The 19,538-nt window shown below is 62.3% G+C and carries 18 protein-coding genes and 1 pseudogene; 4 read left to right on the forward strand and 15 right to left on the reverse strand.

Annotated features, from left to right (window positions below; translation table 11 throughout):
* Positions 1-558 precede the first annotated feature (558 nt).
* Positions 559-1,773, forward strand: a complete 1,215-nt coding sequence (locus FJV77_RS22730; protein ID WP_142868855.1) for an NAD-dependent formate dehydrogenase — start codon at positions 559-561, stop codon at positions 1,771-1,773.
* 58 nt (positions 1,774-1,831) lie between these two features.
* On the opposite strand, the gene FJV77_RS22735 is transcribed toward FJV77_RS22730, so the two are convergent.
* The gene (locus tag FJV77_RS22735; RefSeq protein ID WP_142868856.1) at positions 1,832-2,350 is read right to left on the reverse strand and encodes a YbhB/YbcL family Raf kinase inhibitor-like protein; all 519 of its coding nucleotides are present in this window, start codon (positions 2,348-2,350) and stop codon (positions 1,832-1,834) included.
* A gap of 368 nt (positions 2,351-2,718) precedes the next feature.
* Here FJV77_RS22735 and nuoH point away from each other — a divergent pair.
* From nuoH to FJV77_RS22750, 3 genes and pseudogenes are all read left to right on the forward strand, one after another.
* Positions 2,719-3,722 (forward strand): annotated as a pseudogene (gene nuoH, locus FJV77_RS22740) (NADH-quinone oxidoreductase subunit NuoH); the annotation flags it as partial.
* A 13-nt stretch (positions 3,723-3,735) separates the two neighbouring features.
* On the forward strand, positions 3,736-4,302 hold the full coding sequence (locus FJV77_RS22745) for an NADH-quinone oxidoreductase subunit I (RefSeq protein ID WP_142868858.1): 567 nt from the start codon (positions 3,736-3,738) through the stop codon (positions 4,300-4,302).
* 45 nt (positions 4,303-4,347) lie between these two features.
* A complete protein-coding gene (locus tag FJV77_RS22750; protein WP_142868859.1) occupies positions 4,348-4,788 on the forward strand; it encodes a CBS domain-containing protein in 441 nt (146 codons plus the stop codon).
* 56 nt (positions 4,789-4,844) lie between these two features.
* Here the strand turns inward: FJV77_RS22750 and nuoG are convergent, their stop codons facing one another.
* The 14 genes from nuoG to FJV77_RS22820 form a co-directional block, all read right to left on the reverse strand.
* Positions 4,845-7,433, reverse strand: coding sequence for an NADH-quinone oxidoreductase subunit NuoG (gene nuoG / locus FJV77_RS22755; RefSeq protein WP_142868860.1), 2,589 nt, complete (start codon positions 7,431-7,433; stop codon positions 4,845-4,847).
* A 33-nt stretch (positions 7,434-7,466) separates the two neighbouring features.
* Complete coding sequence (nuoF, locus tag FJV77_RS22760; RefSeq protein WP_142868861.1) at positions 7,467-8,732, reverse strand: NADH-quinone oxidoreductase subunit NuoF; 1,266 nt, start codon at positions 8,730-8,732, stop codon at positions 7,467-7,469.
* A 4-nt stretch (positions 8,733-8,736) separates the two neighbouring features.
* On the reverse strand, positions 8,737-9,249 hold the full coding sequence (gene nuoE / locus FJV77_RS22765) for an NADH-quinone oxidoreductase subunit NuoE (RefSeq protein ID WP_142868862.1): 513 nt from the start codon (positions 9,247-9,249) through the stop codon (positions 8,737-8,739).
* Positions 9,250-9,265: 16 nt separating this feature from the next.
* Entirely contained in the window at positions 9,266-10,480 is a 1,215-nt protein-coding gene (gene nuoD / locus FJV77_RS22770) for an NADH dehydrogenase (quinone) subunit D (RefSeq protein ID WP_142868863.1), read from the reverse strand.
* A gap of 28 nt (positions 10,481-10,508) precedes the next feature.
* Positions 10,509-11,045 carry an NADH-quinone oxidoreductase subunit C gene (locus tag FJV77_RS22775; RefSeq protein WP_142868864.1) on the reverse strand — a complete coding sequence of 179 codons (537 nt, stop codon included), beginning with the start codon at positions 11,043-11,045 and terminating at the stop codon, positions 10,509-10,511.
* A complete protein-coding gene (locus FJV77_RS22780) occupies positions 11,042-11,545 on the reverse strand; it encodes an NADH-quinone oxidoreductase subunit B (protein WP_142868865.1) in 504 nt (167 codons plus the stop codon). Before FJV77_RS22780 ends, FJV77_RS22775 begins: the two co-directional genes overlap by 4 nt.
* Positions 11,533-11,898: an NADH-quinone oxidoreductase subunit A gene (locus FJV77_RS22785; RefSeq protein ID WP_142868866.1), complete on the reverse strand. Its 366-nt coding sequence runs from the start codon at positions 11,896-11,898 to the stop codon at positions 11,533-11,535. The genes FJV77_RS22780 and FJV77_RS22785 overlap by 13 nt, the downstream gene beginning before the upstream one ends.
* A 153-nt stretch (positions 11,899-12,051) precedes the next feature.
* Positions 12,052-13,491 carry an NADH-quinone oxidoreductase subunit N gene (locus FJV77_RS22790; protein ID WP_142868867.1) on the reverse strand — a complete coding sequence of 480 codons (1,440 nt, stop codon included), beginning with the start codon at positions 13,489-13,491 and terminating at the stop codon, positions 12,052-12,054.
* Positions 13,488-14,963, reverse strand: coding sequence for an NADH-quinone oxidoreductase subunit M (locus FJV77_RS22795; RefSeq protein WP_142868868.1), 1,476 nt, complete (start codon positions 14,961-14,963; stop codon positions 13,488-13,490). Before FJV77_RS22795 ends, FJV77_RS22790 begins: the two co-directional genes overlap by 4 nt.
* Before the next feature lie 8 nt (positions 14,964-14,971).
* A complete protein-coding gene (locus FJV77_RS22800) occupies positions 14,972-16,732 on the reverse strand; it encodes a Na(+)/H(+) antiporter subunit D (RefSeq protein WP_142868869.1) in 1,761 nt (586 codons plus the stop codon).
* Positions 16,725-16,979: a hypothetical protein gene (locus FJV77_RS22805; protein WP_111547971.1), complete on the reverse strand. Its 255-nt coding sequence runs from the start codon at positions 16,977-16,979 to the stop codon at positions 16,725-16,727. Before FJV77_RS22805 ends, FJV77_RS22800 begins: the two co-directional genes overlap by 8 nt.
* Positions 16,976-18,439 carry a monovalent cation/H+ antiporter subunit D family protein gene (locus tag FJV77_RS22810; RefSeq protein WP_142868870.1) on the reverse strand — a complete coding sequence of 488 codons (1,464 nt, stop codon included), beginning with the start codon at positions 18,437-18,439 and terminating at the stop codon, positions 16,976-16,978. Before FJV77_RS22810 ends, FJV77_RS22805 begins: the two co-directional genes overlap by 4 nt.
* Before the next feature lie 4 nt (positions 18,440-18,443).
* Positions 18,444-18,746, reverse strand: a complete 303-nt coding sequence (gene nuoK / locus FJV77_RS22815; RefSeq protein ID WP_142868871.1) for an NADH-quinone oxidoreductase subunit NuoK — start codon at positions 18,744-18,746, stop codon at positions 18,444-18,446.
* Positions 18,746-19,246 carry an NADH-quinone oxidoreductase subunit J gene (locus FJV77_RS22820; RefSeq protein WP_142868872.1) on the reverse strand — a complete coding sequence of 167 codons (501 nt, stop codon included), beginning with the start codon at positions 19,244-19,246 and terminating at the stop codon, positions 18,746-18,748. The genes nuoK and FJV77_RS22820 overlap by 1 nt, the downstream gene beginning before the upstream one ends.
* Between the last annotated feature and the right edge of the window lie 292 nt (positions 19,247-19,538).

A 19,538-nucleotide genomic window follows, 5' to 3' on the forward strand; every position in this document is an offset into this window, starting at 1 on the left:
GTCTCCTTTCAACCGCAATGAATCACGAACTCAAACCAAGGGGAATCCTGAATCCTTTAAAAGGCGACAGGCTTTAGCCTTGTAGCGCTGGCTGGTGAGCGTTGCGAATTGGCTTGGCAATACCGTCTGAGCGGCAAACGATGCGAGATTCCTCTGCTTGATAAGCGCTGACTAACAGGTTGTTTGCAATCTTTGAGGGGATGCAGAAGCCCTTGAGGCCTGCGAAGTCGGAGCCTGTCAGTGATCATGATGCACGGTGCCCAACCTCGTCAATTCTGAAGTGTCCGCATCAAGCATTTGTTGTCAGCAGAGCGTGCGCGCGGTCTGAAATAAAGGAACTCGAACGCTGCACCAGTGCCGCCCGCAGCACTTGAAACCATGCCCGGGTCTTCCATGTAATACGCAATAGCGCACAACTTTCCGAATGAGGAAGCGCCGGCAGATGAGTCTGCTCCCCACCAGCAATTCAACAGAGCATCGCCGTGCCGACCATCGTTGGCCGGCAGCGTTAACAACAGAGCGTTTTCCTCTTCGTTGTCAGACGAAGGGAGATACACAATGGCAAAGGTCGTTTGCGTCCTCTATGACGATCCGGTCGACGGTTATCCGACAAAATATGCGCGGGACGGCCTGCCGAAGCTCGACCGCTATCCCGGCGGCCAGACACTTCCCACGCCGAAGGCCATCGACTTTGAACCGGGGCTTCTGCTCGGCAGCGTGTCGGGCGAACTCGGCCTGAGGGAATTTCTCGAAGGCGCGGGCCACAGCCTGGTAGTGACCTCGGACAAAGACGGTCCAGACAGCATTTTCGAACGCGAACTCGTTGACGCCGAAATCGTGATCTCGCAGCCGTTCTGGCCGGCATATCTGACCGAAGAACGCATAGCCAAGGCAAGCAGACTGAAGCTTGCGATCACCGCCGGCATCGGATCCGATCATGTCGATCTTCAGGCCGCCATGGACCGCGGCATCACGGTCGCCGAGGTGACTTACTGCAATTCGATCAGCGTGTCCGAGCATGTGGTCATGATGATCCTGGGGCTCGTGCGCAACTACATCCCGTCCTACCAGTGGGTCGTGAAAGGCGGCTGGAATATCGCCGACTGCGTCGCACGCTCCTACGATATCGAGGGAATGCAGATCGGAACCGTCGGCGCCGGCCGGATCGGCAGCGCGGTATTGCGCCGGCTGAAGCCGTTCGACGTCAAGTTGCACTACACCGATCGCCACCAACTGCCTGAGGCGGTCGAGAAAGAACTTGGCGTCACCTTCCACCAGGATCCCGCATCCATGGTCGGCGTCTGCGACGTGGTCACCATCAATGCACCTCTGCATCCCGAGACGGAAAACCTCTTTGACGAGACGATGATCGCCAGGATGAAACGCGGCGCCTATCTGGTGAACACGGCGCGCGGCAAGATCTGCAATCGAGACGCCATCGCCCGCGCGCTGGAGAGTGGCCAACTCGCTGGCTATGCCGGCGACGTCTGGTTCCCGCAGCCGGCTCCCAAGGATCATCCGTGGCGATCGATGCCGCATCACGGCATGACGCCGCACATTTCGGGATCGTCGCTCTCCGCCCAGGCGCGCTACGCCGCGGGCACCCGCGAAATTCTCGAATGCTGGTTCGAAGGCCGGCCGATCCGTGAGGAATATCTGATCGTCGATGGCGGCAAGCTCGCCGGCGCCGGTGCACATTCCTACAGCGCCGGCGACGCCACCCGCGGTTCGGAAGAGGCAGCACGCTTTAAGGCCAGGAGTGATCCGAGCTAGATCGATTTCCGCTGCGCTCGACTCGGACGGGAAGAAGACAAGGGTGACGTGGGGCAGATCAACATGGGTCCCTGTCGAGAACCGGAAATGCGCGCGATCTCGGCCGGTCGGCTTCTACGCAAAACATGCGGACCACTGCGGACGGGGACAGTCGGTCCCGCGTCTTGCGCGCTTCTCGTTCGACCGCCTGACACGATGGGTCGTTGCCGGGCGGCAGGTGCTCGATCGACAGCGCAAGCAACCAGAAGTGATAGCGGTGTCGGCCGTGGCGATGCGGTGGGCAGGGACCACCGTAACCTGGTCGCCGGAAATCGTTGGTTGCCTGCTTGAAGCCTTGCTTGCCGGCGTGCTGGGCGGCGCCTTCGGCCAACCCTGCACAATCGGCCGCAATGTCATAGGCCGCCCAGTGATGCCAGATCTTCGCCGGAGCGTCTGGATCATCGCAGAGAAGGACAAAGCTGCCGGTTCCGGCTGGAGCGCCAGTCCAGCCGAGGGGAGGGGAACGATCCTCACCGTCGCAAGTGAAGCGCCGCGGGATCGTCGTACTGTTCGCAAAGCTGCTTGAACTGAGCTGCATGGGTCGCCCCTTACGCTGTTGCCGCGCCGCGCAACACTCAGTCCCAAAACGCCAGGTGCCAGGCAAAACTGGTAGGAAGCGCGGGCGTCGCCTTGAGGCTGCGTTCCGACACGAGCTTCACGGTTGATCGGGCGCGAGGATAAGCGCTCTATCGAAAATGTACGAGACAATATTGAATGGCAGTTCGCTTCGCCTTGCCGTCCCGGCTAAGCGCCGCGCCGCACGGATCGTAGCCAGCGATGGCAAGGCTGTGATATCATTGCACAGGTTGCGCCACCGTTGGCAATTGCCACGCCCGCGCAGCCTAACCACTGCGCAGTGCTAATCGGGTCGCGGGTCTCGTCCCGTTGAACGAGTGGCCTCGGATCATGGAACTCGTCGTTGCTCTTGGGCTGATCGTCTTCAAGGTCGCGTTGCTGATTGCGATCCTGCTGCTGCTGCCCTTGCCGCTGACCTGGCTGGAACGCAAGATCGCGGGGCACGTGCAGCAGAGGATGGGGCCGATGCGTGTGGGATGGCATGGGCTGCTGCAGCCGGTGGCGGACGGGGTCAAGCTCTTGACCAAAGAGGACCACATCCCTGCCGAGGCCGACCGCTTCCTGTTCAAACTGGCGCCAATCCTGGCGCTCGCCCCGCCCTTCGTGGTGTTCGTCGCGGTCCCCTTTGGCGAATCCGTATCGGTCCTCGGCACCGAGATCACTCTCTACGTCTCCAACATGAACGTCGCGCTGCTTTTCGTCTTCGCGGTGATCGGGATCGAGGTCTATGGCGTCATCTTCGGAGGCTGGGCAGCGAACAGCAAATACGCTGTTCTGGGCAGTCTCAGGACCTGCGCGCAGATGATCAGCTACGAGATCCCGATGGGGTTCGCGGTCATCGGCGTGGTCATGCTGGCGCAATCCATGAGCCTGCTCGACATCGTGCGGGCGCAAGCCAATGTCTGGAACATCGTCTACCAACCGGTCGGGTTCTTCGTGTTCTTCGTCGCTGGGCTGGCCGAATCCCAGCGCATTCCCTTCGACCTGGCGGAAGCGGAAGGCGACCTGGGGGCCGGGTTCCATACCGAATACAGCGGTATCCGCTTTGCGTTCTTCATGGTCAGTGAATACGCCATCATGCTTTTGACGTCGGTCCTGGCGGTGATCCTGTTCTTCGGCGGCTGGAACGGCGTGCTGGTCCCGTTGCCACCGCTCGTCTGGTTCGTGCTCAAGGTCGCGTTCTTCGTCTATGTGTTTATCTGGTTCCGCTTCACTTTCCCGCGCTATCGCTACGACCAACTGATGGCGATCGGTTGGAAAGTCTTGCTTCCTCTGTCAATGGCGAACATAATCATAACCGGTGTTGCTTTCCTTTAGGGGCCGTAGCGGCTCCGCAGCGGGGCGACGATGTCGCGCACACTGGACAGAATTGGAACATGGATCGGCTGGGCGTTCTTCGCCGATCTGGCGAACGGCTTGGCGCTGACCTTCGGATACATGTTCTCCAAATCCGTGACCATGCAGTATCCTGACAAGGAAAAATGGTTGCCCTATTCGCGTTACCGCGGGCATCACTTCCTGAAGCGTGACGAAGAGGGCGAGATCAAATGCGTGGCCTGCGAACTCTGCGCGCGGATTTGTCCCTGCTACTGCATCGAAGTCATCCCCTACGAGGACGAGAAGGGCAACCGACGCCCGGCAAAATTCGAGATCGACATGGCCCGGTGCCTATTCTGCGGGCTGTGTGAAGACGCCTGTCCGGCGGACGCGATCGCGCTTGGCCAACAGTACGAGTTCTCGAGTTTTTCCTCGCGTGACCTAGTGATCGGACGCGACGATCTGCTCGGCAAACCGGGCAAGGCGATGACCGGCGGCGGCGTGGTCGCTGCACGTCTGAACACCGAGCAGGACGTGCTGGTCGAGACGAGCGAGCCGCAGGGATACAACTGGTGGCGGAATATCCGACGAACATGAAGGCGCGCCAGCTGGCAAGCCGGGGCGCGCAGACAGGAGGCTCAAATGCTGGTCTGCCATATCTTGAAGACCAAGGCTCCCGAGGTCATCTCGGTCACTCCAAGTCAGACGATGGTGGAAGTGCTACGGCTGTTTCGGGAGAACAACATCGGCTTCGTGGTCGTCAGCCGTTTCCCCGGGCAATGCCTGGGCACGCTTTCGGAGCGGGACTGCTGCAATGCGGTGGCTGAATACGGAACCGAGGCGGCCTTGATGCGGGTCGCCGACATCATGAACCGCAGTGTGGCGACCTGTTCGACACAGGATTTGCTGCCGTCGGTGATGGCGACCATGACCAAACGGCGTACGCGCCATGTGCTGGTCATGGATGGCAACGCTACTGTCGGCGTGGTGAGCATCGGCGATGTGGTCAAGCACCGGCTCGACGAACTGATGAGCAACGAGCAAGTGCTGCACGATTACATTGCCGGGACCGGCTATCACTGACGACACCGGCTCAAGGCGCAGGATCAGGGCAGGCTGCACAGGGAACCCGTGATGCCTCAGATCGGATTGTCAGGCCGCGCCTCGGCCACGGCGACAGTGGCGATCTCGAAAGCGGCGTGCGCCATTTCAACTTCCACCGGACATGGGTATTCGCCCCGCCGCATCAGGCTGTTGAGACGCAGGGATCTGTAGTTCTCGGGAACGAACACGAGGCCCCTGGGAAAACGCTTGTTGACCTTGAGCTTCGCCGTCAGTTCGCCCTGGGCGGACCGCACGACCACCTGATCGCCATCCGCAAGGCCAAGCTGCGTTGCATCCGGCGCGCTCATCTCGACATACGGGTCATCCGCGACCGTATTCAGGATCTCCGAGCGCTCGGAAAGATATCCGTTGTGGAACAGGCAGTTGCCGGTAACCAGTATGAGCCGGTCGGCTGCAATGGGGGCAGGCGGGAGGGCGAAGAACTCGCCAACCGGTGGCGCAAGGGCCGCCTTCGTGAAAGCTCCGTCGGCGCCAAGCCCGTCCTGCGTCAATCCTTCGTAGGCCGGAACCAGCTGGGCGATCTCGCCGAAGATTTCGCCTTGGATCGACGGCCGCAACGCCTGGCCGCGAAGCGCCGCTACGAAGTCGAATATCGCCAGATTGTCCCGCGCCTCGAGGGCGGGTTCGCGGAACTTGCAGACCGTCTGGGTGCGGCCTTCGTTGTTGGTGAACGTGCCGGATTCCTCGCCATAACTCGCCGCGGGCAGCACGACATCCGCCAGGCCCGCCGTATCCGTGAGGAACGCGTCCTGCACGATCAAGAGATCGGCGGCACGAAGCGCCCGCTGCACGAATCCCCGGTCGGGATAGGACATCAGGGGGTCGCTTCCGACGATATAGAGCGCACCCATTCGCTTCCTGTCACAGAGCTCCAGCATGGCGTCGAAATCCACGCCCGGTTCAGATGGGATTTCGACGCCCCAGGCTCGTTCGAGAGTTGCGCGCGCCGCATCATTGGCGAGCGCCCACAGCCCCGGCAGCGCCGTCGGCAGAACGCCCATGTCCCAGGCACCCAGTTGGTTGGCACGGTCGAACAGGAACTGCATCGCCAGGCCCTTGCCGAGTGCGCGCAGAACCTGCAAAAGGTTGTTGAGCTGGTACAACGTCGCGCGCGCTTGGGGCGATCTCAAGAGGTCAGCGCTGACAAGCACGGTGACGCTGCGGCCTTCCAGCAGCGCCGCGGCCAGACGGTCCGGACCGTCACTGTCGGTGGCCGCTGCCGGCCGGCCGGTTTTCGCGCCCATGTCCGCAAAAACATCGCCCGGCAATGCCTGACCAGCCGCCCCCAGTGCGCTCACCACCGCGGCAAGGCCCTGAGCCTCACCGCCCGGCGGCACGCGAACGACCGCCCGCGCATCGGCGTCCAGGCGGGATGGCCGCGCCGCGAGCATGAGTAAGCCGGTCTGTCGCCGCCGTGCACAGTCTCGCAGCAGATATTCGGTGACTGGGTTTTCGTCCGTCACGTTGCCACCGACGACAAGCACACAGTCGTTGCCGATCACCTCCTCCAGCGGCGCGCGGGTATAGAAGGCGGCCACCAACGGGCCGAGCGCATCAAAGGGCGTGGACCAGCGCGAGGAGCAGTCGATATTGTTGGTCCGGAATGCCGTCCGCATCAGCTTCTGGAACTGATAAAGCACCTCGTTGGGCAGACGCGGCGAGGCCAGCCCGCCCGCGGCCTTGCTGGCGACGGCCGACAGCCGCCGGCGGAGGTAGTCCTCCGCTTCGTCCCAGGAAACCGGAACCAGGACCCCGTCACGACGGATCATCGGCCGCTTGATCCGGTCCTGACTGCCGACGAAGTCGAGGCCGAAGCGCCCGCGCACGCAGAGCGTTTCGCGGTTTATGCCGTGCTCCACCTTCGAGCGGACCCGCATGAATTCGCCCTTGCGCGCGCCGACGGTTAATTGGCAGCCGGTGCCGCAATGCGGGCAGACCGTGTCGGTCTCGACCAGATCCCAGGGCCGCGCCTTGTAGCGATAGGGGAAGCTCATCAGCGCGCCGACCGGGCAGACCTCGACGCAATTGCCGCATTGATCGCAACTCGCGAGACTGCCCTCGAAGCCAGTGACGGCGGTATCCATGCCTTTTTCAACGGTGCCCAAGGCGACCGCGCCGACGACTTCTTCGCACATCCGGACGCAGCGCTGGCACTGGATGCAGCGGTTGACGTTCATGATGATGACCGGGCTGAGACGGATGTCCTCGGAGTGGAACACGCGCTTGGCATCGCGGAACCGGCTTGTGCGGGGCCCGTATGCCATCACCATGTCTTGCAGCTCGCACTCGCCACCCTTGTCGCAGATCGGGCAGTCGAGGGGGTGGTTGGCGAGCAGCATGTCGAGCATGGAAGAGCGCGTTTCGTCGATCAGCTGCGTGTTCGTCCGCACCACCATGCCGTCAGTTACCGCGGTGGCGCAAGAAGGCTGTAGCCGCCGCTGCCCCTCAATCTCCACCAGGCACATGCGGCAGGAGGCCAGCGCCGGCAGCCGCTTCAGATAGCAGAAGGTCGGGATGTCGATGCCCAAACGCTCGGCGGCCTGGAGCACCGTAGAGCCCGTCTCCACTTCCAGCGTTCGTTCATCGATTGTGACGCTAACCATGGCTTTCCTCGCCGTCCTCTCGCTGCGTCCCCCTCAGTGAAACGGGCACCTCCGCTCTTCGATATGCGCGACGAATTCATGCTCGAAATGCGCCAGTGCTGCCCGCAGGCCCATTGCTGCGCCGTCGCCCAGAGCGCAGAACGTGTTGCCGAAAATGCCTTTGCAGAGCGCCTCCAGCTGTTCCAGATCGCCCGGCGCGCCCTGGCCCGCCTCGACCCGGCGCATCACTTTCACGACCCAGTTCAGCCCTTCGCGGCAGGGGGTGCACTTGCCGCAGGACTCGTGGTGGAAGAACTCGATGATCCGGGTGGCGACCTTGACGATGCAGGTCGAGTCGTCGATCACGATCACCCCGGCCGAGCCGAGCATCGAGCCAGCGGCGGCCAGCGAGTCGAAGTCCATCCCCACGTCCATCCCGCGCTCCGGGATCAGCGGCGCCGAGACCCCGCCTGGGATCACCGCCTTGAGCTTGCGCCCCGGTAGCGGCCCGCCGGCGCAGTCCTCGACCAGTTCGCGCAGCGGTATCCCCATTGGCAGCTCGTAAAGGCCCGGTTTCCGCACCTGTCCGCTGAGGCAATAGAGCTTCGGGCCGGGGCTCTTGTCCGGGCCGATGCTGCGGAACCAGTCCGGCCCTCGCGCCACGATATGCGGGACGCAGGCCAGCGTCTCGACGTTGTTGATCACGGTCGGGCTGGCGTAAAGCCCTTCGACCGCCGGAAACGGCGGTTTCAGACGAGGCTGCGCCCGCTTGCCTTCGAGCGAGTCGAGCATCGCGGTCTCCTCGCCGCAGATATAGGCGCCGGCGCCACAATGGATGTACACGACGAAGCTGAAATCCGAGCCCAGAATCCGCGTTCCCAGATAACCCTTCGCATGAGCCTCGGCGATCGCCCGCTCCAGCCGGCAGATCGCCAGCGTGTATTCCCCGCGGATGTAGACATAGGCGGTTTCCGCTCCTATCGCGTAGGCGCTGATCGCCATGCCCTCGATCAGTTGGTGCGGGTCACGCTCCATGATAATCCGGTCCTTGAAGGTGCCCGGCTCGCCCTCGTCGGCGTTGCAGCACAGGTATTTCGGCTTGCCGGCACGCTTAGGCACGAAGCTCCATTTCGCCCCGGTTGGGAATCCGGCCCCGCCGCGACCGCGAAGGTTGGATTTCTTGACGAGGTCGATGATCTCGTCGGGCGTGTGCTCGCGAAGCGCCTTGGCCAGTGCCTGGTAGCCACCGCCGGCTTCGTAGGTCGAGAGCAGATGGCCATCCGGCACGTCCACGTTCCTGAGGAGGATCGGTTCGAACATGGGGCTACTCACCCGCCAGTGCTGCTGCGGCGAGATCGGCGCCAGTCACTTGCTCCGCCGCCGCCCGGAGCCTGTCCAGCAGCGCGTCGATCCGCGTGATGTCGAGGTCGCCGTGATAGTCGTCGCCGACCTGCATCACCGGGGCCATCTCGCAAGCGCCGAGGCATTCGACGGTCGAAAGCGTGAACAGCCCGTCCGGCGTCGTGCCGCCATTCTTGATCCCCAGCACAGCCTCCAGGTGCCTCAGCAGGTCCTCCGATCGGCACAGCATGCAGGAGACGTTGTCGCAGAGTTGCAGGTGGAACATACCCACCGGCTCGGTATGGAAGAGGGTGTAGAAGGTTGCCAGTTCGTAGACCCAGATCCGCTCGACACCGAGGATGTCGGCGACCTCTTCCAACACCGGGCCGGGCAGATGGCCATGTTCTCTCTGCGCGATCAGAAGCGCGGGCATGATCGCCGAGCGCTGGTCGGGATACCGCGCCGCCGCCGCTTCGATCTTTTCGCGCATGTTCATTGCGTCCAGATCCCTGCTACTTGTCCACCTCTGCCATCACCGGGTCGAGGCTGCCCAGCACGGCGATCATGTCCGCCAGGAAGCGCGCATTGCTTGCCCCGAACAGTCCCTGAAGGTTGACGAACGACGGTGCTCGCACCTTCATACGGAACGGTTTTTGCGACCCGTCGCTGATGATGTAAAATCCGAGTTCGCCCTTTGGCGCCTCGATCGCCGAATAAACCTCGCCCTTCGGCACTTTGAAACCATAAGCCGACAGGTCGAAATGCTGGATCAGCGCCTCCATCGAGCAGTGCACCCTGTCTTTGTCTACCGGGAAAGCGACTGTCGGCATGTCGATCTGGAACGGCCCCTCGGGCATCTGGTCGAGGCATTGTTCGATGATCCGGACGCTCTCGCGCATCTCCTCGACCCGGCATCGCCAGCGCGCATAGCAGTCGCCCTCATCGCGGGTGATGACGTTGAAATCGAGCCGGTCGTAGATCTCGTAAGGCTCGTCGCGCCGGATGTCCCAGTCGACGCCCGAAGCGCGCAGGTTCGGGCCGCTCAGGCCGAGATCGATGCCGTCCTCGGCGGAGATCACACCGATCCCCTGCGTGCGTTTCAGGAACACGCGGTTGTTCTCGACCAGCCGTTCATAGTCGCGAATTCGATTCGGGAAGATGTCGCAGAACTCCCTGATCTTGGGGAAGAACCCGTCGGGCAGGTCCTCGCGCACACCGCCGACCCGGCAGAAGGAGGTGTGCATCCGCGCCCCGCTGATCATCTCCATCAGGTCCATGACCATTTCGCGTTCGCGCATGGCATAGAGCAACGCGGTCATGGCGCCCAGGTCCATCGGCAGCGCGCCGGTGATCATGAGATGACCGGAGATACGCGCCAGTTCGGCCATCAGCACGCGGATATATTGCGCGCGGATCGGCGCTTGGATGCCCAGGAGCTTCTCCACTGCAATCGCGAAGGCCAGGTTGTTCGAGGGTGGGCAGAGATAGTCGAGCCGGTCGGTCAGCGGGAAGATCTGAGTGTAGGTGAAGCTCTCGGCCAGTTTCTCAGTGCCGCGGTGGAGGTAGCCGATATGCGGGTCCACGCGTGCGACATATTCGCCGTCCAACTCGAGGACGAGCCGCAGCACCCCATGCGTGCTGGGATGCTGCGGGCCGAGGTTGAGAAGCACCTCCCTGGTGTGGGGCGCATCGGCTTCCGGCCAGCTCAGTTCCGTGACTTCGGTCATCTCAAGTCCTCGGTGTGGAACGGCCTCCCTATGGAATGTCCTTGGTGGCAAGGTCGGGCTGCGTCGGCGGCGGGCCTTCGGCGCCAAATGGGTTCAGCTTGTCCTTGTAGCCCCGCAGCGGAAAGTCCTTGCGCTGCGGGAAGCCCTCGAACCCTTCCCACATATAGATCCGGCGCAGGTCGGGGTGGCCCTCGAACCTGATCCCGTACATGTCCCAGGCCTCGCGCTCATGCCAGTTGGCGGTGCGCCAGACCCCCGTCACCGACGGGACCCGCGGCGGATCGCCGAGGCGGCACTTGATGCGAACGCGCCATTTGTTCGGCAGCGAATAGAGGTGGTACACCGCCTCGTAGCGCGGTGCCTCGGGGTAGTGATCGACCCCGCAGATGTCGGACAGGAAATCGAACCGCAGCGCCGGGTGTTCCTTCAGGAACCGGCAAAGCTCGACGACCATGTCAAGCGGAGCGGCGAAAGCGTGAACCCCATGCGAGAAGCCAAGCTCCTCGATTGCCCCCCCGAAACGTTCCGCGATCAGGGTGCGGATGAGGGTCGTCTCCACGCTCATGGCACCGCGACCCGGTCCAGAGGCGTCCCGGCAAGCGCCCTGGATTTCTTGATCTTCTCCTGAAGCAGAAGGAAGCCATGCATCAGCGCCTCGGGCCGCGGCGGGCAGCCGGGCACATGCACGTCCACCGGCACGAAGGTCTCCGCCCCCTGCACCACGGCATAGGTGTTGTAGACCCCGCCCGAGATCGCGCAGGTGCCCATCGCGATGACCCAGCGCGGCTCCGGCATCTGGTCATAGAGCCGGCGCACCACGGGCGCGAATTTCCGCGTTATGGTGCCGGCGATGATCATCACGTCGGACTGGCGCGGCGAAGGCCGGAACACCACACCGAAGCGGTCGAGATCATAGCGGGCACACCCCGCCGAGATCATCTCGATGGCGCAGCAGGCAATGCCGAAGGTCTCGGGCCACAGCGCCGAACGTCGGCTCCAGTTGATCACGCTTTCGGCCGTGGTGAACAGCACGCTGTCACGGATTGCGTTGTTTACGCTTCCCATTCCAGCGCCCCCTTCAGCCAGGCGTAGGCGAAGCCCACGAGAAGCAGCAATATGAAGATGAACATCTCGACATAGCCGACCAGCCCGATCTCTTTCAGGACAACGGCCCAGGGAAAGAGGAACATCGTCTCGACATCGAAGACGACAAATAGGATCGCGAGGATGAAGAACTGCACCCTGAAGCGGCCTCCGGCGGCTTCGCCCGCCGGGTCCATGCCGCATTCATAGGGCATGTTCTTCGCAGGATAGGGATTGGATTGGCGCAGTAGCGATGAGACAAAAAGCGTAACCATCGCCACCAGAACAATTCCGGCGACCATGAAAAGAACCGGCAGGAACTCCATTCGGGTCACGACGCTGGCCCCGGTCACCCACCGAGGGCTTTGCTCAGGCCGCTACCGACCCCTTTGGGACCGGTGATGCGGGCGCCCTGGGAAGCGACTTGGGCATTCCTTTCTTGCGCGGCCAGAGTATTCCGTCGGCCGGATCATTGCAAATCCAATCGATCAGCCGCCAACTGCGGCATGTTGAGCAAGCCTCAGAAACCACGCCGGAAATAAGCCGATGCCGATGGTGCCGGCAGCGGTGAAGGCGAGTGTGGCGCCGACCGCGGGCGTCAGCGCCGGGTCGAACGCGCCCTCTGGCTCGCGCATGTAGATCACCATCACGATGCGGATGTAGAAGTAGGCGGCAACGGCGCTCAGCAGCACTGCGATCACCGCCAGCATGACGAAACCCCGCTCGACGAGTGCGACCAGCACGTAGAACTTGGCGAAGAACCCGGCTGTCGGCGGAATGCCGGCCAACGAGAACAGATAAAGCAGCATCAGAAGCGCCAGCCCGCGATGCGACTTGGCGAAACCAGCGTAGTCCTCGATGACCTCGCCCGAGAAATCGCCGTTCCGCATCATGATGACGATGCCGAAGATGCCCAGGTTCATGAACGCATAGATCAGCAAATAGAGCATCACGCTCGCGACCCCGTCCGCACCGCCAGCCGCCACGCCGAACATGGCGAACCCGGCATGGGCGATGCTGGAATAGGCCAAGAGGCGCTTGAAATTGTCCTGCACCAGCGCCACGAAACTGCCGAGCGCCATCGTCACGGCTGCAATGACCGCGACGATGATCCAGACGTTCGAGGCCGCGACCAGTGGGTTGAGGAACACCCGCAGGACCACAGCGAACCCCGCTGCCTTGGGCCCCACCGACATGAAGGCCGTGATCGTCGTCGGTGCGCCCTCATAGACGTCCGGCACCCACATGTGGAACGGTACCGCGCCGACCTTGAATACCAGCCCGGCGACGATAAAGACCACAGCCAGGAGCAATCCGGGATCGAGCGGATCACCGGTGACCGTTGCAGCCATCCTGTCCAACTGCGTCGTGCCGGTGAGCCCGTAGATCAGCGAAACGCCGTAAAGGAAAATCCCGGTCGAGACCCCGCCAAGGATCACGTATTTCAGCGCCGCTTCGTTCGACCGCGGCTGCTGCCGCAGGAAGCCGGTCAGCACATAAGTGCACAGCACCATCAATTCGAGGCCTACATAGATCGACAGGAGGTCGGTCGCCGAGGCCATGATCATCATACCCGAAAGCGTCAAGAGCAGCAGTACATAGTATTCACTGCTCCCGATCCCTTCGGTCTCGGCATATTTTCGCGAAAGAAGGAATGTCAGAACTGTGACCAAGTAGAACACGACCTTGAAGAAGACCGCGAAGCGGTCGGCGACGAACATGCCCGAGTAGGCCGGCCGCACCTCGCCCGCCAGCATGAGTGTCCCCAGGGCGGCAATCAGCACGACCGCGATTGAAGCCCAGACAAGGAATTGTTGCTGCCCCTTCCGCACCAACTGCCCCAGGATCAGCAGGATGCAGGCCCCGGTAACCACGACGATCTCGGGCAGGCTCGCCAGAATCGACTGGAAAAGCGCGGCGGCGGTCATTGGGCGCCCCCCTTACCGTGCACCTGCGCTAGTAGATGCTTCACCGAGGCGTCGATGATTTCGAGAAAGGGCTTCGGATAGAGTCCGATCCAAAGAACGAAGACGGCTAGCGGCAGGATCGCCGCCATCTCGCGGGCGTTCACGTCGCGGATCTTGAACCGCACGCCGATGCTGGCCGGACCAAGCGCGACTTTCCTATACATGCGAAGCAGATAGGCTGCTCCCAGCAAGGCCCCTAGAACGGCGGCAGCGCCGACAGCGAGGTTGGCTGCGAACGCGCCTGACAGCACCAGCAACTCGCCAACGAACGAATTCGTTCCCGGCAGAGCCATCGACGACAGGGTGAATAGTGCAAGAAACGCAGTATAGACCGGCGCCGCCTTCATCAGCCCGCCATAATCCGCGATGCTGCGGGTATGGGTCCGCTCGTAGATAAGGCCCACAGACAGGAACAACGCGCCCGTCGTTACGCCATGATTAAACATCTGCAGGATGCCGCCCTCGAGCCCACGAAGGTTCAGCGTGAAAATCCCCAGCGTCACCAGGCCCATGTGGCTGATGCTGGAATAGGCCACCAGCTTCTTCAGATCGTCCTGCGCCAAGGCCAGCAACCCGCCATAGACGATAGCGACCGCCGAAAGGACCAGCATCAGCGTCGAATAATGCACCGTCGCCTCGGGCAGCATTGGCAGCGAGAACCGCAGGAACCCGTAGGCGCCCATCTTCAGGAGTACGGCGGCGAGGATGATGCTGCCGGCCGTCGGTGCCTGCACATGGGCATCCGGCAGCCAGGTATGGACCGGGACCATCGGCACCTTGACCGCGAAGGCGATCAGGAAGGCGAAGAACAGCCATGACTGGACCTGGAATGGCAAATCCTGCGCCATCAGGGTGCGAATGTCGAAGGTCTCACCACCGTGGAAATAGAGCATGATGATACCAATCAGGAACATGAGGCTGCCTGCCAGCGTGTAGAGGAAGAACTTGAAGGCTGCATAGACCCGGCCGTCGCCACCCCAGACGCCGATGATCAGATACATCGGGATCAGCATCGCCTCCCAGAAGACGTAGAACAGGAACAGGTCCAGTGCGCAGAACACGCCCAGCATCAGCGCCTGCATGGCCAGCAGGCTGACCATGAACTCTTTCACCTTGCGGTCGATCGCAACCCACGAGGCAAGCACGCTGATCCAGCCCAACAGCGCGGTCAGGAACACGAAGGGTGCGCTGATCCCGTCGATGCCAAGTGTGTAGGTGATCCCTAGCGCCGGCACCCACGGGCGCGTCTCGGTGAACTGCATTTCGTGGGTAGAGGTGTCAAAGCCGCCGAGCATGGCGATGCAAAGCACGAAGTCGAGGACAGTGACACCCAGTGCCATCCACCGCACCACATCGTCGTTGCGGACAAACATCAGCGCCGCTGCCCCGACGGCTGGCGTGAACACGATGAGGCCAAGCAAAGGGATCGTCATCGCGCCCCCTACCGCCACGCCACAGCGAATACAGCGATAGCCGCGATCACACCAGCGATCATCGCCAGCGCGTAATGGGTCACGACGCCGCTCTGGAGCCGCCGCAGCGCCCCACCGCCGCGCAGGATCGCGCGAGCGACGGCGTTCACGAAGGCGTCCACGCCGCGCAGATCGATCCGCAGTCCTGCCCGTGCCATCCTGTGCAGAAAGGGCAGCGCCGCGGTCTCGGACACGTCACTCACCGCCTTCTCGTAGCGCGCCAGCGGTTTTTCGGCGAGCCACATGAAGCGCCGCGCGCCCATGCGGTAGAACCAGTCGGTATCGATGCTGATCGTATTCTCGGGGTCGAGCGCTCTGAGGAAGATGACGAAGCCCAAGGCGGTGAACATCAGCACGCCGAGGCTCTCGGTGATATGGACGCCGGTGTAGGGATCGAAGTCGACCGGATGGGGCAGAAGCGCGTAGAGCGTCTGGGGGAACACCCCGATCGCAATGCAGAGCACCGCTGCCATACCCATCGCAACCAGCATGTTGCGCGGCGGTTCTCGCGCTTGCAGCCCTTGGTCCGTGCCGAAAAACATGTAGTACGGGAGCTTGAGCCCGGTGTGCAGGAACGTCCCTGACGACGCCATTGTCAGCGCCAGCACCACCAGCGCGCGATGATCCTGTCCGGCGGCGGCCACCACCATCGACTTGGTGACGAAGCCTGAGAAGAACGGGAATGCCGAGATCGCCAAGGCGCCAACCATGTAGAGCGTAAGGGTTACCGGCATGGTTTTGTAGAGCCCTCCGAGTTCGGTGAGCTTGCGCCGCCCAGTGACGTGGATCACCGCCCCCGCGCCCATGAAGAGGAGCGCCTTGTAAAGGATATGCGCGAAGGCATGGCTGACGGCGCCGTTCACCGCCATCTCGGTCCCGATGCCGATGCCCACCACCATGTAGCCCACCTGGCTGACGATGTGATAGGCCAAGAGCCGCCGGCAATCGTTCTCCAGCACCGCGTAGACAACGCCGTAAAGCGCCATCACCGTGCCGAGCCAGACAAGAAGATCGGTCCCCGGAAACGCCCGCGCCAGCACATAGACGGCGGTCTTCGTGGTGAAGGCGCTCATGAATACGGCCCCGGTGACTGTCGCTTCCGGGTAGGCGTCGGTCAGCCAGGCGTTGAGTGGCGGCACCGCGGCGTTGAGTAGGAACCCGGCAAGGATCAGGCAGGTGGCGAAGCCAAGCCCGTCCTCGATCGGGCCAAAGAGCACCGAACCGGTGGCGAACCCATGGAGAATGATGCCGCCGAGCAGGGCAACGCTGCCCGTGATATGGACCATGAGGTAGCGGTACCCTGCGCGGAGCGCCTGCTCGCTGCGCTGGGCAAAGACCAGGTAGGCAGAGGCAAACGTCATACCCTCCCAGAACAGGAACAGGGTCAGGTAGTCGCCGGCGAACACTACCCCGAGCGCGCTGCCGACGTAGACGAACGCCGCCACATGCTGGGCTGCGTGCGTCAGATGCAACGCATAGACCGTGCCGATCAATGCCATGATGCTGAAAACGGTGGCGAAGAGGACACTCAGCTTGTCGACCTTCGCGATCATGATTTGCTGCCCGATGAACTGCGCCGCGCCGTAGCCGCCAGGATGCATCGTCAGCACGGCCAGGATCGCCAGCGTCGGGATCAGCAGCACATAGGCCTTGCGGACAGACCCTTTCAGGATGGGGATCGGCAACGCGCCGAGAATGAACAGCAGGCCGGGGTGGACGAAGTCAGTCATAGTAGTCCTCGCGCCGCATCAGCCCGCACTGATGGCCAAGAAACTTGGACACGAAGATCAGAAGCACGCAGGAGCCGAAGCCGTAGAGGGCAGACCAGCCAGGCAGCCGCTCCCACAGGTATTCGGCGTGTTCGCGGAAGACCAGAAAGTCGGCGATGACGATCAGGACGAGCACCAGATAAAATAGCCGGCGACGCTTTTTCGCATGTCTCTCATCGCCAAAGAAATCGACGACGCGCTTGATCATCTGACGACTCTTTCCGCTAGGGCGAGGAAATAGTCCGGGAAGATGCCCATCGCCACCGACAGGATGGCGGTCGCGACCAGCGGGATCGTCAACATCGGAATTTCACGAACGGTCGCCGGGCATTCCTCCGCCTCCGTCCCGAAGAAAGCGGCATAGCTGACCGGGAGGAAATAGGCGGCGTTCAGGACCGAACTTATCAAGAGCACGATGAGGAACGGGGTCTCCCCAGCCTCCACCGAGCCGAGCGCCAGATACCACTTGCTGATAAAGCCCGCAGCCGGCGGCACCCCGATCATGCTGAGCGAGCCGACGAAGAACGCTCCCATCGTCCAGGGCAGTCTGCGCCCGATGCCGGCCATGTCGCTGATGTTGCGCTTGCCAGACGCGCAATAGATCGACCCGGCGCAGAAAAAGAGCGTGATCTTCGAGAATGCATGCGCCGCGATGTGGATGATCCCGCCGACCATTGCGGCGGGCGACAGCAGAACCGCGCCCAGCACGATGTAGGAGAGTTGGCTGACCGTCGAATAGGCGAGCCGTGCCTTCAGATCGTCCCGCGTCAGGGCGTAGATGGACGCCATCAGGATCGTGAACGAGACCACGTAGGCCGTGGCGATGCCGAGCCCGAGCCCGCCCACCAGCCCTGCGCCGAAGACATGGAACACCACGCGCAGCACGCAGAACACACCCATCTTGACAACCGCCACCGCATGCAAGAGCGCGCTAACCGGTGTCGGCGCCACCATCGCGGCAGGCAGCCAGGCGTGCATCGGCATCACCGCGGCTTTGGCGAAGCCAAAGAGATAGCAGAAATAGACGACGGTCAGCAGCGGCGCCGAGGCGTTTGCCCCCGCCAGCAACCCGCCCGCCACAAAGTCGAGCGACCCCGCAATCTGGTAAGTCAACGCCAGCGCGGCCAGAAGCACGCTTTTCGATGCGCCCATCAAATAGACGAGGTACTTGCGGCTGCCCGTCCATCCCTCCTCGTCCTCGTGGTGGTAGACAAGCGGATAGGTAACGAGGCTCAGGACCTCGTAGAAGATCACCAACGTGAACAGATTGGCGGCAAAGGCGCCTCCGACGGCGGCCGCGAGGCTGGCGGCGAAGCAGGCGAAGAACCGGGTCTGCGCATGCTCATTCAGGTGCCGCATGTAGCCGATGGAATAGATCGACGCCACGATCCACAGCAGCGACGAGACGGTGGCAAACACCATGCCGAGCGCATCGACCCGGAAAGCGAAGTCGATCCCCGGCAGAATCTCGAACAGGCGCAAATCGACTGTCCCGCCCGCCAGCACCGTGGGCGCCATCGAGGCGACAATTGCGAACATGGTGATCGCGGCCAACGGCGAGACGACATCGCGGAGTTTCTCGCGGTTGTTTAGAAGGAGAACTGCAAGAGCCGCCAGACCTGCGACGGCAACGGCAAGCAGCGGCCGGATCGATATCACCGGGTCCAAGCCGCTATCCTTTCATCGTGGTCACTTCGTCGACCTTGAGGGTGGACTTGTTCCTCGCGAGGGCGACCAAGATGCCGAGGGCGACGGCAACCTCCGCCGCAGTGATCGCGATGACGAAGATGGCGAAAATCTGCCCGCGGAAGTCGTCGTAGTAGTGCCCGAAAGCGATGAAATTGATGTTGACCGAGTTGAGCAGCAGTTCCAGCGACATCAGCACGACCAGGATATTGCGCCTGAGCAGTACGCCCGCCGCACCGATCACGAACAGGACCACTCCGAGCACGATATACCACCAGAGCGGCACCATCACTGCGGCTCCTTCCGCGCCAGCACGATCGCGCCTACCAGGGCCGCCAGCAGGATGACGGAGGCGACTTCAAACGGCAGGAGATAGTCGGCGAAAAGCGTCGTGCTGAGCTGCCTGACCTCACCGACGGTGCGCATTGCGACGGGCTCCGCGACCGAAAAGCGGTCGCTCCTGAGCACCAGTACAAGCATCTCGACCCCAAGCAGGACGAGCAGCACCAGAGCAGGCAGGCTGCTGCCCGGCAAGAACCGCTGCAACACCGCTTCGCGCACATCAATCATCATGATCACGAATAGGAACAGGACCATGATCGCGCCGACATAGATGAAAATTTGGATGACCGCGAGCAACGGCGCCTCGAGCAAGACGAAGATCGCCGATATCTGCAGGAAACACGCCATCAGCGCCAATGCGCTGTGAACTGGATTCCGCGCCAGGACCAAGGTCAGGGCCGTGACCACGGACGCCGCAGCGAACAGAAGAAAGAACCCCTGATCCATCGACGCCGCTCCTCCGACGCGAACTGTCACGAGACGCGACAGGGCCGGACTTGAGATAGCTGTCCACTTCCGTTCACAAATTGTGCCCGAGTATCGGATTTTTCACAAGCTTGTCGTGGTTTGGTGCTGCGCTAAACTCACTACTCATATTTGAGAGAGAAGCGCGCCAGCTCAATTTCCGGGTTGCCTCGGAAGAGTTGGGTGTCGCTCAGGGTGCTGTTGCCCGACAAACACTAGGCTTGGAAGAGGCGCTGACATCAAACGGTTTGCCAGGCAGGATGGGCGCTCATCG

Source organism: Mesorhizobium sp. WSM4306 (genome assembly GCF_007003975.1).
Classification (GTDB): domain Bacteria; phylum Pseudomonadota; class Alphaproteobacteria; order Rhizobiales; family Rhizobiaceae; genus Mesorhizobium.

What these genes read in the sequence shown, in the direction of transcription:
- FJV77_RS22730 (WP_142868855.1), top strand. Translation starts at nt 559, where the DNA reads ATGGCAAAGGTCGTTTGCGTCCTCTATGACGATCCGGTCGACGGTTAT.
- FJV77_RS22735 (WP_142868856.1), bottom strand. Translation starts at nt 2,350, where the DNA reads ATGCAGCTCAGTTCAAGCAGCTTTGCGAACAGTACGACGATCCCGCGG.
- FJV77_RS22745 (WP_142868858.1), top strand. Translation starts at nt 3,736, where the DNA reads ATGTCGCGCACACTGGACAGAATTGGAACATGGATCGGCTGGGCGTTC.
- FJV77_RS22750 (WP_142868859.1), top strand. Translation starts at nt 4,348, where the DNA reads ATGCTGGTCTGCCATATCTTGAAGACCAAGGCTCCCGAGGTCATCTCG.
- nuoG (WP_142868860.1), bottom strand. Translation starts at nt 7,433, where the DNA reads ATGGTTAGCGTCACAATCGATGAACGAACGCTGGAAGTGGAGACGGGC.
- nuoF (WP_142868861.1), bottom strand. Translation starts at nt 8,732, where the DNA reads ATGTTCGAACCGATCCTCCTCAGGAACGTGGACGTGCCGGATGGCCAT.
- nuoE (WP_142868862.1), bottom strand. Translation starts at nt 9,249, where the DNA reads ATGAACATGCGCGAAAAGATCGAAGCGGCGGCGGCGCGGTATCCCGAC.
- nuoD (WP_142868863.1), bottom strand. Translation starts at nt 10,480, where the DNA reads ATGACCGAAGTCACGGAACTGAGCTGGCCGGAAGCCGATGCGCCCCAC.
- FJV77_RS22775 (WP_142868864.1), bottom strand. Translation starts at nt 11,045, where the DNA reads ATGAGCGTGGAGACGACCCTCATCCGCACCCTGATCGCGGAACGTTTC.
- FJV77_RS22780 (WP_142868865.1), bottom strand. Translation starts at nt 11,545, where the DNA reads ATGGGAAGCGTAAACAACGCAATCCGTGACAGCGTGCTGTTCACCACG.
- FJV77_RS22790 (WP_142868867.1), bottom strand. Translation starts at nt 13,491, where the DNA reads ATGACCGCCGCCGCGCTTTTCCAGTCGATTCTGGCGAGCCTGCCCGAG.
- FJV77_RS22795 (WP_142868868.1), bottom strand. Translation starts at nt 14,963, where the DNA reads ATGACGATCCCTTTGCTTGGCCTCATCGTGTTCACGCCAGCCGTCGGG.
- FJV77_RS22800 (WP_142868869.1), bottom strand. Translation starts at nt 16,732, where the DNA reads ATGACTGACTTCGTCCACCCCGGCCTGCTGTTCATTCTCGGCGCGTTG.
- FJV77_RS22805 (WP_111547971.1), bottom strand. Translation starts at nt 16,979, where the DNA reads ATGATCAAGCGCGTCGTCGATTTCTTTGGCGATGAGAGACATGCGAAA.
- nuoK (WP_142868871.1), bottom strand. Translation starts at nt 18,746, where the DNA reads ATGGTGCCGCTCTGGTGGTATATCGTGCTCGGAGTGGTCCTGTTCGTG.
- FJV77_RS22820 (WP_142868872.1), bottom strand. Translation starts at nt 19,246, where the DNA reads ATGGATCAGGGGTTCTTTCTTCTGTTCGCTGCGGCGTCCGTGGTCACG.